Here is an 11,758-nt window from a genome sequence, read left to right on the forward strand (position 1 = left end):
TGAATATCGTATACGATATACATTGAAAAATGAAGCTTTTTAATATAAATTTATTAAAAATAAAAAAAGATAATTAAAAATAATAACTTATTGTTTTTTTAATTAGGATTTGAATGCATAAAACTATTCTTTGCGGGGAAAGCTCACTTTATCCCTTCATATTTTTAGAACTGAAAAGGAGTTTAATAGCGGTTTATACTTTATGTGCTTTGCAAAAAATAGGCATATAAATTGATGGTTTATATGCCTTATTTGAATGAAAAAATGTTAGTTATTTAAATAATGGTTCAGATCATCATACAGATGTTGAGGGATTTTAATCATTTGGGTTTGTTGTGCTTTAGCACGTGCTTCATAACGTCGTTGTGAAGGGAGGCGGGCTCCTTGTTCCTCATAACCTTTAAATAGGGTTTCCGCACGGTCTAGGTGTTGCTGATAATCTCCCCCTAAAATACATTCAGGTGAAAAAGCGATAATCAATTCACCACCAAAAGGTGAAGAACCTGTTTGTTCATCATATTCGATTGATTCAAGGCTTAGTAAATCGCCGATCAACGGACCTGCTAATAACTCAACCATTGCTGCAAGGGCTGAACCTTTATGTGCACCAAACGTCAGCATAGCACCATTTTGTAAAATTTTTAGCGGATCGGTTGTTGCTGCGCCATGTTCATCAATGCCCCAACCTTTAGGGACTTGGCGTCCAGTACGGCGATAAAGTTCAATCTCTCCACGTGCAACTGCTGTTGTTGCAAAATCAAAAATAAAAGGAGGCTTTTTCTGACGTGGCCAACCAAAGGCAATTGGATTGGTACCAAAAAGAGGTTTTTTACCACCAGTAGGTGCAACCCAAGCATGATTAGAAGTACAAGCAAATGCGACTAGGCCTTGTTGTGTTAATAACTCAATTTCATACCAAAGTGCTGAAAAATGTACACAATTGTTTAATGCCATCATAGCAATACCAAAAGTTTTGGCTTTTTCAATTAACTGGGGAATGCCTTGTTTTAAGGCAAGCGGAGCCATTGCTTTTTGGGCGTCTACTTTTAAAACGACTGGTGTCTGATTTTTAAAGATAGGTAAGGCATCCGCAGATACTTTTCCTGATTTGAGCGTGTGGATACAGTTGAGTAAGCGATATAAACCATGAGAGGCACATTCATCCATTTGTCCTTTGAGGACAACATCGCTAATCGCAGAGATATGTGCTGGGCTATAATTGGCTTTTGTTAAAATTTTCTCAGTAAATTCTTTGGCTTGAGTGAAGCTAAGTTCAATCATAATAATCCCTAAAAAGACAAATAATACAGCTTGCCAATGAATACAGAGACCTGCTTGATTTAAATACAATGAACTTATGACGATTTCAGCATAGTCAGATATTTTTCAGCATTGAAATAGTATAAGATATACTAGTGATGTGTTAGCGTGTAAAAGTCTTCAAGCAAATATGAGAGCAGGGACTCTCTACTTTGCGATACCCCCTATAAGTGTTTTACTGATGAGCTGTATGATGTCTATTGAATGGGATGTGTATAATATCATCAGATATCAGTAATATTTTGATTTAAAGAGACGAATTGTGGCACTTCCATCTTTTAATACCTCTAATCTTGGTGCAATGCCTTCCGTTTCTGAAGTGATTGTAAAATATATCAGAGAAGCGATTATTGCGGGGCATATTGCTGAGGGTGAACCAATTCGGCAAGATGAGATTGCCAAGCTATTTAATGTCAGTAAGATTCCAGTACGAGAAGCTCTTAAGCAACTCGAAGTGGAAGGATTGGTCGAGTTCAAAAAAAATCGCGGGGCTTTGGTCACACGTATTTCTGAAGAAGAGTTAGCACAAATTTTTGAAGTACGTGTCATGTTGGAAACTAAATTGATCCAGCTTTCTGTGCCTAATATGACTGAAGAAACCTATAAAAAAGCAGAAGAAATTTGTAATAACTTTATCGATACCATGGATATTGGTAGTTGGACGACATTGAATTGGCAGCTACATGCTTGTTTATATGAGCCTGCACAACGTCCTTATATGCTGAGTTTAATTCGTTCGATTTATGACAAGATCGAACGTTATCTAAGATTGCAGATGAACGTTTCTGAAGGTAAATCACGTGCCAATGATGAGCACAAAGAAATTGTTAAAGCATGTAAAGCCAAAGATGTCGATTTGGCTGTGAAACTGATTGAAGAGCATATTAATGGGGTGTGTCAGTCGCTTTATGAAAATTTACCCTCACATAAAACAGAGAAATAGTTCTATCTCATCTTTATTTTTAGAATGAAATTAGGTCAATTGGCCTAATTTTTTTGTCTTAATTTTAGCCTTAAAAATTTTAAGAGTATGCTGATTTCGTCATACTTTAATAAGAAAAATATCAAGCCTATGTGTTGCAGTTGAGTCATCCTAGAAAAAATGAAAGGATATCTCATATGAAAAAAATCAAAATTTTGGACTCTCATACTGGTGGCGAACCAACTCGATTAGTATTGGATGGTTTTCCCGATTTGGGTACAGGTGATATGGAAAGTCGCCGTAAAATTTTATCAGAAAAATATGATCATTTTCGTACTGCTACGATGTTAGAGCCACGTGGAAATGATGTATTAGTTGGTGCTCTGTTATGTAAACCTATAAATCCGAAAGCCAGTGCAGGCATTATTTTCTTCAATAATGCAGGTTATTTAGGCATGTGTGGTCATGGCACGATTGGCTTGGTGGCTTCATTGGCGTATTTGGGCAAAATTCAGATCGGTACACATTTGATCGAAACGCCTGTGGGTGATGTTGAAGCAACATTACATGCAGACTACTCTGTCAGTGTGAGAAATGTTCCAGCTTATCGTTATCAAAAAGCAGTTGAGCTTGATATTCCTGCTTTTGGAAAAGTAAAAGGTGATATTGCTTGGGGTGGGAATTGGTTCTTCCTAATCAATGATCATGGTCAACGTGTTAGCAGTGATAATCTAGATCAACTCACTGAATATGCTTGGGCAGTACGTCAGGCTTTATCAGCACAAGGTATTACTGGCAAAGATGGTCAGGAAATTGATCATATCGAATTATTTGGTGCAGATAGCGAAGCTGATAGTAAAAACTTTGTCCTCTGTCCAGGTAAGGCCTATGACCGTTCACCATGTGGTACTGGCACCAGCGCCAAAGTGGCATGTTTGGCTGCCGATGGTAAGCTTCAACCAGGTGTATTGTGGAAGCAGGCCAGTATTATTGGCAGTCAATTTACGGCATCTTATGAACAGGCCGGGGAATATGTGATTCCAACTATTCGTGGTGAAGCACACATGAGTGCGGAAGCAACTTTATTACTTGATGAAAATGATCCATTTGCATGGGGCATTCAACTATGAAAACCGATGCTCTTGTCATTGGTGCAGGTATTGTAGGTGCTGCCTGTGCTTATGCACTTGCGCGGCAAGGTCTAAGTGTCAGGGTGGTAGATGCTCGTATTGGTGGTGCAACAGCAGTTGGTATGGGACATTTGGTCATTATGGATGATCTTGAAGCCGAACTAAAACTTAGTCATTGGTCGGTGAAGCTTTGGCATGAGTTAGGTCAACGATTATCTGAAGATTGTGCCTATCGACAGATTCCAACGCTGTGGCTGGCAAGCAGTGCTGAGGAAATGCACATTGCAGAGGAAAAATATCAGCGTTTGACTCAGCAAGGCGTGCATTGTCAACTAAGAACAGCTGATGAAATTCAACAATTAGAACCTCATTTGAAACATAGCCTTTATGGTGGGTTAGAAGTTTTAGATGATGGAATTTTATACGCACCATGTGCAGCAGAATGGTTTTTAAAGCAATATCCACAGAACATTCAGCTACAACAGGCCAAAGTCACGAGCATTGAAGAGCATCGCGTACAACTGGCCGATGGTACATGGTTAGAAGCTGATTCTATTGTGCTTGCTAATGGTATTCATGCGACAGATTTTTTCCCTGCATTGCCAATTGAACCGAAAAAAGGGCATTTGGCGATTACAGATCGTTATCCCGAATTAAATGTACAACATACACTGGTGGCTTTGGCTTATGCAGCGAGCACTCAAGCGACTAGCGGGATTTCCGTCGCTTGTAATATTCAACCGAGACCAACAGGGCAGTTATTTATCGGCTCATCCCGTCAATTTGGTACGGTTGATCCTGCTGTAGAACCTGAAGTATTTACACGTGTGTTGAAAGAAGCTGCTGATTATTTTCCAGCACTGGCAGATTTAAATGTGATTCGGGCATGGACAGGATTTCGCGCAGCCAGTCCAGATGGTGTGCCGATTATTGGGAAGCATCCTGATTATCAATCTATTTTTCTCGCGGTTGGTCATGAGGGACTTGGTGTAACGACGGCTACAGGAACTGGGCAGCTGATCGCGTCACATATTTGTGGATTGCCATTTGAAATTGATCCTACCCCATTTTTACCACATCGTTTTTTGGAGGCTGAACGGACATGATCCAGCTTTTTATTAACGAACAGCCGATTTCTGTCATTGAAGGCACCACTGTAGCAGCGGCTTTAGCACAGGCAAAATCGCTCAGCCGTCTTTCCGTAACTGGTGAAGCTCGGACGTCATTTTGTGGGATGGGTGTGTGTCAGGAATGTCGGATAAAAATTAAAGGGCTTCGCGTGTTAGCCTGTCAGACATTGTGTCAGGATGGCATGAAGGTGGAAACACAATAATGAAAACGGAATATGATATTGTCATCGTTGGTGCAGGACCAGCAGGTTTATCGGCTGCTATTGCTGCGGCTGAAAGTGGTCAAAGTGTTGTTATTTTAGATAATAACCCACAAGCTGGTGGGCAGATCTGGCGTGCGGGCCCGATTTTTCCAGTACCAGAAATTGCTCAGGAAAAATATCGTCAGATTCAGGCTGCACCAAATATTGATTTGCTTTATAGCGCTAAAATTGTTGCCGCGCCTTTTGCTGGGCAATTACTGATTGAATTAGCAGACACTAGTATCAACTTGACTTATCAATGTTTAATTCTATGTATTGGTGCTAGAGAACTATTTTTACCTTTCCCTGGTTGGACTTTACCTGGGGTAACAGGTGCAGGTGGTTTACAAGCTTTAATTAAAGCGGGTACGCCTGTAAAAGCAGAGCGTGTGGTGATTGCAGGTTCTGGGCCTTTATTACTTGCGAGTGCTGATACTGCACAAAAAGCTGGGGCTGAAGTGCTATATGTAGCGGAACAAGCGAGTAAAGGAGCTGTTCGCCGTTTTGCTTTCCAATTATGGCGCTGGCCGGCAAAAATTTTGCAGGCTTTGTCTATGCCTTATCGTTTATATCAACCTGACAACTATGTAATCGAAGCGATAGGCAAAGATCGTTTGGAACGAGTCAGATTACAAACGCCAAAGGGTATAGTTGAAATTGCTTGTGATCGTTTGGCTTGTGGATTTGGCTTAGTACCAAATACACAATTGGCTCAGTTGTTGGGTTGTCAGCTTAAGCAAAATGCAATTGTGGTGGATGAGTATCAACGTAGTTCAGTATCACAGATTTTTGCGGCTGGAGAATGTACAGGTTTTGGTGGCAGTGAACTCTCAATGGTTGAAGGGAGTATTGCAGGCTATACAGCAACTGGACAGAATCAGAAAGCACGGCAGTTATTTGCCCAAAGACAGCGTTATCAGACTTTTGCTCACTTGCTTGGAGAAAGTTTTAAATTACGTCCAGAACTGAAAAAGCTGGCACGGCCAGATACCATCTTTTGCCGTTGTGAAGATGTAAGTTATGCCAAAGTTTTGGAACGAGAAAGCTGGATTGATGCTAAGTTACATACTCGCTGTGGTATGGGGGCGTGTCAAGGTAGCACCTGTGCGACAGCAGCAGCATGTTTATTTGATTGGCAACTTCCAAATGCTCGACCACCTTTATTGCCGACTCGCGTAAAAAGCTTGATCGCAATGTCTACTACGCCTTTAAATCAAAAATAAAATGTTCTAGAGTAGATGCGTTATTGTTTTCGGTCTGCTCTTGTTCATGCCTCAGATTCAACTTCCACAACTGACATCGACATTGGATGATTTTTTAAAGAATCTGCAAAGCTTAGAATCTTTATTTGATGCTTTATCTTCAGTAGTATTTTTTATTAAAAATACTGACACTCGTTATGCTTTCGTGAATCAAACATTGGTGACACGTTGTGGCTTAAAAGATAAATCTGCACTCATTGGCAAAACATCAGAACAAGTTTTTCCTTATTCACTGGGTCAGATTTATACAGTTCAGGATTTACAGGTGATTCGACGTGGCAAGAAATTGTCTGAACAATTGGAACTGCATTTATATGCCAAAAATCAGTCTGGATGGTGTTTGACTTATAAAGAGCCGCTCTATGATCAGACAGGAACGTTGGTTGGAATTGCTGGAATTTCTAGCGATTTAAATGTGCCTGAGCATACTCATCCTGCATTTCATAAAATGGTACAGGTTGAGGAGTATATTAAACAGAATTATGCAGAAACCATTACTTTGGCACATTTAACTGCGATTGCAGGCGTATCAGTTGCGCAATTAGAACGGTATTGTAAAAAAATTTACCATTTAACGCCTCGTCAAATGATTAGCAAAATTCGTTTACAAGCTGCGACAGAATTATTGGCGACAGATTTACCAATCACTCAAATTGGTTTGCGCTGTGGTTATACCGACCATAGTGCTTTTTGTCGTCAGTTTAAGTTGCATACAGGCATATCACCTACTTTGTATCGGGCCTCTATCAAAAATATTTAGACAAAAAAATTGGGCTGTATAAAACAACCCAAAATGATTATTAAGTGCTGAATTTGTATATTAAAGATTAATCTTTAAAAGCGAGAGATCGGCCTTTGGTTTCTTTCACCAGCAAAATCGAGACTATAGAGATCAGACTTGCGGCAACCAAATATAAAGAAATCGGAACCGAGCTATTAAATTCTTTGAGTAAGGTTAAGGCAATTAATGGAGCAAGGGAGCCGGCCATAATTGGCGCGACCTGATAACAAAATGAAAGCGCCGTATAGCGGATGTGAGTTGGAAATAACTCAGTCATTAACGCAGAGTAAGGCGAGTAGGTCATGGACTCAATAAATAGACCGAGCACAATTGCTAGCATAATGAGCCAGTCATTGCCTGTGTCCATTAAAGGAAAGCCGACAAAACCCCAAAATGCAGTAAGTACAGCCCCAATAAGATAAATAGGTTTGCGGCCAAATATATCGCTTAAATGCCCCATAAAAGGAATAATAAAGAAATGGATCAGATGAGCGCCAAACATGAGCAGTAAGATCTGCGAAGTATCTTTATGGACGACTAACTTTAAATAACTGATCGAAAAAGTAACCACCATATAGTACAAAATATTTTCTGCGAATCTGGCACCGATACCCGCAATAACAGATTTCTTATGATATTTTAAAACTTCAATAATCCCGAGTTGTTGCTTTTCAAGAAGCTGTTGTTTGGCCTGTGCTTCTTTAAATACGTCAGCATCGTCTACATTTTTTCGAATCCATAAACCAATCAGTACCACGACTGCTGAGAACCAAAATGCACAGCGCCATCCCCAATCTAGGAATTGTTCGGGTGAGAGATTTTTTGAAAGTAATAATAAAACCAGCGTGGCTACTAAATTCCCGAGCGGTACGCCAGTTTGTGGCCAGCTTGCCCAATAACCTCTGCGATCATCTGGACTATGCTCTGAAACTAAAATAACTGCGCCGCCCCATTCACCACCAAAAGCAAAGCCCTGAATTAAACGCAGCATAACCAAAAGTGTAGGTGCCCAATAGCCAATTTGATGAAAGGTCGGAATACAGCCCATTAAAAAAGTAGTGATACCGACAATAATCAGGCTAATTTGCAATAATTTCTTACGTCCAATTTTATCGCCGTAATGCCCAAACACGAGGCCACCGAGAGGTCTTGCTAAAAATCCAACGGCATACAGGGCAAAGGCTGCCAAAATGCCATCTATAGCATTGCCAGTTTGTTGAAAGAAAAGTTCGCCAAAGACGAGGGCAGAAGCGGTTCCATAAAGGAAAAATTCATACCATTCTGCTACGGAGCCGACCATAGAGGCCGCTACTACCTTTTTTAGTGTTGTCGTCATATACCAATATCCTTATTTGAAAATATATTACGCATTGATTTGATGAAGCATCTTGCTATTCATTTTTTGCACTTTTTTATTTGAATAATGTGCGGTTACGTTGTGAGGTTTTGATCTAAATAAAAAGGAGTTCATCACTTGGATAAACTCCTTTAAAAATATTAAAGAGCAGCTTTACTCATTTCACCATTGACTAAACGCGCAATACCAAGCGGATTGGCATTTTGAAGGGCGAGTGGCAGTAAGTGATCTGGATAGTTTTGATAACATACTGGTCGTAAATAGCGCTCGATTGCTAAGGTTCCTACCGATGTACCGCGTGCATCTGAAGTTGCAGGATAAGGCCCCCCGTGAACCATGGCATCACAGACCTCAACGCCGGTTGGATAACCATTCAATAGTAAACGTCCTGCTTTTTCCTCTAATAAAGGAAGCAATGCTGCGAAGTTTTCTAGATCTGCCGTTTCTGCAATTAAAGATGCAGTGAGTTGACCGCGAAGGCAAGCAAGCGCGATCGTTAATTGTTGTACTGATTCAACTTCAATGACAATCGTTGTTGGACCAAAAACTTCTTCCTGTAATAGCTCATCTTGCTCAAGCAATAATGAAACATCTGCTTTAAATAATTGAGGATAAGCTTGATTGCCTTGCTGCGGTTGACCAGCTAGATGTTCAATTTTTTCATGAGCTAAAAGCTGATTGAGACTATGCACATAGCTTTTTAAGGTGCCTTTGTTGAGCATCGTTTGTGGAGCTTGCTGTGCCATATTTGCAGTAAATTGGGTAAGAAATTGGCTAAATTCAGCTGATTTGATACCAATGATTAAACCTGGGTTAGTACAGAATTGCCCGCAGCCTAAAACTACTGAACCACTTAGTTCTGCTGCAATTTTATCGCCACGAACTTTAAGTGCTTCTGGTAATAGGATCATTGGGTTAATGCTAGACATCTCAGCAAAAACAGGTATAGGCTCAGGTCGGGCAGCAGCAAGATCACAAAGTGCACGTCCACCTTTGAGTGAGCCGGTAAAGCCAACTGCTTTAATTAATGGATGCTTGACCAAAGGCTCACCAACACCTTGCCCATAGATCATACTAAATACACCTTTTGGCATATTACATTTTTCAATAGCAGTACAAATGGCATTGGCAATAGATTCTGCTGTCGCCATATGTCCGCTATGCGCTTTAACAATGACTGGACAGCCTGCTGCGAAAGCAGAAGCGGTATCTCCACCTGCTGTTGAAAAAGCAAGCGGGAAATTACTTGCACCAAAGACAGCAACAGGTCCGATGCCAATCTTGTATTGGCGTAAATCAGGACGTGGTAAAGGTTGGCGTTCAGGCAAAGCTTGATCAATTCGTGCACCTAAAAAATCACCGCGACGCAACACTTGAGCAAATAGACGTAATTGACCTGTAGTACGACCACGTTCGCCACGGATACGTGCTTCAGGTAAGGCTGTTTCTTGACAAACAATTGCAATAAATGGATCAGCTAGAGCATCAATTTCATCAGCTATTGTTTCTAAAAATAAAGCACGTTGTTCAGGAGTGGTTTGTCTAAACAATGGATAAGCCAGAGTTGCAGCTTGTGCAGCCTGATCTACTTCCTCAGATGTTGCTTGTGCAAACTGATAAGGAAGTGCTTCATCTGTTGTTGCATCGTAACTTACAACAAATTTATCGCCTGAGCGGGAACGTTGTCCTGCAATAAAATTTTGACCAGTAATATTTAACATCATCATCCTCATGTCTATGGATAAGTGCTAAAAGCGCATTGTAAATAGGCTTTTAACACTGGATATAGTGTACATTTTTAGGTAAAGAATATTGTATTTTGTATACGATAAAATTAATGAAAAATTATTCCTTGATGGCAGAATATTTTCCTTCAAATCAGATTAGAACTTAAGCTTCATCGTCATTTTTGATCAGTGCTTTTGGTAAGCCCGTATTGATGCCCCAGTAGTAACAAATCAGGGCAATAATGATGACAACAATTGTATCGAATGGTGCGGAAATGATATGAGAAGCGCTATCACCAAAATTACCTAAATAAGATGTAATAATCATCAAGATATAATAGACAATTAACCATGCTGAAGATTTAAGCTGTTGCGCTAAACTAACTTCGTGAGTTGGTACATAGCGTTTAAACAGGACATACAGCACAACGAGCACTAATTGAGCGCCTAATAACCAAGAAATAACATTCCAACCTGACCAGTGTACGATAAATGATGCGATTACAAAGGCAACAGGGCCAAACACAGACAAACCTTTGACATAGAATGGACGTTCTAAATCTGGAGCATTACGGCGTAACGCACCAACTGTAACAGGTGAAATGGCATAACTCATGACTAAAGCTGCTGAGACTACTGAAATCAGTTTATCCCAAGATGGAAATGGCATGGTCCAAAACACTGAAAGTGCAAAGGTTAACCACATTGCGGTACGAGGAATACCTGACTTTTGATCAACACGTCTAAAAACGCTAAAGAAAGTCCCTGTATTTGCCCATGCATAAATCACACGAGGTGTTGCTGCCATATAAATGTTACCGCAACCAGATGGAGATACTATGGCATCAGTCACAACAAGCATGGCGAGCCAGCCCAAACCTAATAGCATAGCGATATCACGATAAGGGAGAGGGAATTTCTCATTTAGCCCTTGCCAACCATTTGCTAGCATATCCGTAGGTATCGCACCTAAAAAAGCGACTTGTAAGACAACATAAATAACAGTCGATAATAAAATAGAAAGAATGAGGGCAAATGGAATGGTAAATTGAGGACGTTTGACTTCACTTGCTACTGAAATAATCGGTGTTAATCCTAAGTAAGCAAAAATAATCCCACCTGCGGAAACAGCACCTTGTACGCCATGCACACCCATAGGGGCAAATTCAGTGACATGAAAGTTTGCAGGTTTAAAATGATAGAGCAGGGCGACCATGACTAAAATAGGGACAGCAAATTTGAGCGTGCTGACGATATTGTTGGCCATTGCGAAGGTTTTTACACTGAAATAATTTAGCAGAAAAAATAAACAGAGTAGAGCAAACTGAAATAACCACCCAACTATACTTACTTTATGACTCCCATCAGCCTCTATAATTGTCAGAGATGGAAACCATGCTGCGGCATATTCACGAGCAGCAACAGCTTCAATAGCAACTAAACTTGAGAATGCAATCAAGGTTACTGCACCGAGTAAATAGCCTTGAAGTGGGCCATGAGAAAAGACAGGATACCGGATAATTCCACCAGCACGAGGTAGAGCCGCACCTAATTCACAGTAGATAATACCGAGGATTAAAACAGCAAAACCGCCGATAATCCATGAGAAGATACCAGCTGGACCTGCTTGGGAGGCGACATGACTTGCTGAAAATAACCATCCTGAACCAAAAATGGCACCTAAGCCAATGAATGTGAGGTCCATTAGCGATAACTGTTTTTTAAACTGACTTGTCATTATTCGTTTTCCTTAACGAAAGAACAATTGTTCTTTCAGATATCGTATACGATATAATTTATTGAGTAAATACTTTTTATGGTTTGGTCAAAAAAGGCTTTGTTGCACAAACATTTAGAAGACAGCACCTGCTTATCTGAACAGAACTC

The 11,758-nt window shown here is 40.3% G+C and carries 10 protein-coding genes; 6 read left to right on the forward strand and 4 right to left on the reverse strand.

The features are described 5' to 3' along the window. Window positions 1-267 precede the first annotated feature (267 nt). Window positions 268-1,281: an Ldh family oxidoreductase gene (locus RJ01_RS08890; protein ID WP_034170798.1), complete on the reverse strand. Its 1,014-nt coding sequence runs from the start codon at window positions 1,279-1,281 to the stop codon at window positions 268-270. A 301-nt stretch (window positions 1,282-1,582) separates the two neighbouring features. Between RJ01_RS08890 and RJ01_RS08895 the strand changes: the two genes are divergently transcribed. From RJ01_RS08895 to RJ01_RS08920, 6 genes are all read left to right on the forward strand, one after another. Next, window positions 1,583-2,263 carry a GntR family transcriptional regulator gene (locus RJ01_RS08895; protein WP_004780580.1) on the forward strand — a complete coding sequence of 227 codons (681 nt, stop codon included), beginning with the start codon at window positions 1,583-1,585 and terminating at the stop codon, window positions 2,261-2,263. A gap of 176 nt (window positions 2,264-2,439) precedes the next feature. Further along, entirely contained in the window at window positions 2,440-3,372 is a 933-nt protein-coding gene (locus RJ01_RS08900) for a 4-hydroxyproline epimerase (protein ID WP_034170799.1), read from the forward strand. Next, window positions 3,369-4,478, forward strand: a complete 1,110-nt coding sequence (locus RJ01_RS08905; protein ID WP_034170800.1) for an FAD-binding oxidoreductase — start codon at window positions 3,369-3,371, stop codon at window positions 4,476-4,478. Before RJ01_RS08900 ends, RJ01_RS08905 begins: the two co-directional genes overlap by 4 nt. Beyond that, window positions 4,475-4,705, forward strand: coding sequence for a (2Fe-2S)-binding protein (locus tag RJ01_RS08910; protein WP_034170801.1), 231 nt, complete (start codon window positions 4,475-4,477; stop codon window positions 4,703-4,705). The genes RJ01_RS08905 and RJ01_RS08910 overlap by 4 nt, the downstream gene beginning before the upstream one ends. Next, window positions 4,705-5,967 (forward strand): FAD/NAD(P)-binding oxidoreductase, encoded by a 1,263-nt coding sequence (locus RJ01_RS08915; RefSeq protein WP_004780588.1) that lies wholly within the window; start codon window positions 4,705-4,707, stop codon window positions 5,965-5,967. The genes RJ01_RS08910 and RJ01_RS08915 overlap by 1 nt, the downstream gene beginning before the upstream one ends. A gap of 46 nt (window positions 5,968-6,013) precedes the next feature. Continuing rightward, the gene (locus RJ01_RS08920; protein WP_004780589.1) at window positions 6,014-6,766 is read left to right on the forward strand and encodes a helix-turn-helix domain-containing protein; all 753 of its coding nucleotides are present in this window, start codon (window positions 6,014-6,016) and stop codon (window positions 6,764-6,766) included. Window positions 6,767-6,833: 67 nt separating this feature from the next. Here the strand turns inward: RJ01_RS08920 and abaF are convergent, their stop codons facing one another. From abaF to RJ01_RS08935, 3 genes are all read right to left on the reverse strand, one after another. Then, on the reverse strand, window positions 6,834-8,123 hold the full coding sequence (abaF, locus tag RJ01_RS08925; protein WP_034170802.1) for a fosfomycin efflux MFS transporter AbaF: 1,290 nt from the start codon (window positions 8,121-8,123) through the stop codon (window positions 6,834-6,836). A gap of 161 nt (window positions 8,124-8,284) precedes the next feature. Further along, the gene (locus tag RJ01_RS08930; RefSeq protein ID WP_034170803.1) at window positions 8,285-9,865 is read right to left on the reverse strand and encodes an aldehyde dehydrogenase (NADP(+)); all 1,581 of its coding nucleotides are present in this window, start codon (window positions 9,863-9,865) and stop codon (window positions 8,285-8,287) included. A 169-nt stretch (window positions 9,866-10,034) separates the two neighbouring features. After that, a complete protein-coding gene (locus RJ01_RS08935; protein WP_004780598.1) occupies window positions 10,035-11,609 on the reverse strand; it encodes an APC family permease in 1,575 nt (524 codons plus the stop codon). Window positions 11,610-11,758: the final 149 nt, after the last annotated feature.

Origin of the sequence: Acinetobacter sp. YZS-X1-1, assembly GCF_000804305.1 — a bacterium.
Lineage (GTDB): Bacteria > Pseudomonadota > Gammaproteobacteria > Pseudomonadales > Moraxellaceae > Acinetobacter > Acinetobacter variabilis.

What these genes read in the sequence shown, in the direction of transcription:
- RJ01_RS08890 (WP_034170798.1), bottom strand. Translation starts at nt 1,281, where the DNA reads ATGATTGAACTTAGCTTCACTCAAGCCAAAGAATTTACTGAGAAAATT.
- RJ01_RS08900 (WP_034170799.1), top strand. Translation starts at nt 2,440, where the DNA reads ATGAAAAAAATCAAAATTTTGGACTCTCATACTGGTGGCGAACCAACT.
- RJ01_RS08905 (WP_034170800.1), top strand. Translation starts at nt 3,369, where the DNA reads ATGAAAACCGATGCTCTTGTCATTGGTGCAGGTATTGTAGGTGCTGCC.
- RJ01_RS08910 (WP_034170801.1), top strand. Translation starts at nt 4,475, where the DNA reads ATGATCCAGCTTTTTATTAACGAACAGCCGATTTCTGTCATTGAAGGC.
- RJ01_RS08915 (WP_004780588.1), top strand. Translation starts at nt 4,705, where the DNA reads ATGAAAACGGAATATGATATTGTCATCGTTGGTGCAGGACCAGCAGGT.
- RJ01_RS08920 (WP_004780589.1), top strand. Translation starts at nt 6,014, where the DNA reads ATGCCTCAGATTCAACTTCCACAACTGACATCGACATTGGATGATTTT.
- abaF (WP_034170802.1), bottom strand. Translation starts at nt 8,123, where the DNA reads ATGACGACAACACTAAAAAAGGTAGTAGCGGCCTCTATGGTCGGCTCC.
- RJ01_RS08930 (WP_034170803.1), bottom strand. Translation starts at nt 9,865, where the DNA reads ATGTTAAATATTACTGGTCAAAATTTTATTGCAGGACAACGTTCCCGC.
- RJ01_RS08935 (WP_004780598.1), bottom strand. Translation starts at nt 11,609, where the DNA reads ATGACAAGTCAGTTTAAAAAACAGTTATCGCTAATGGACCTCACATTC.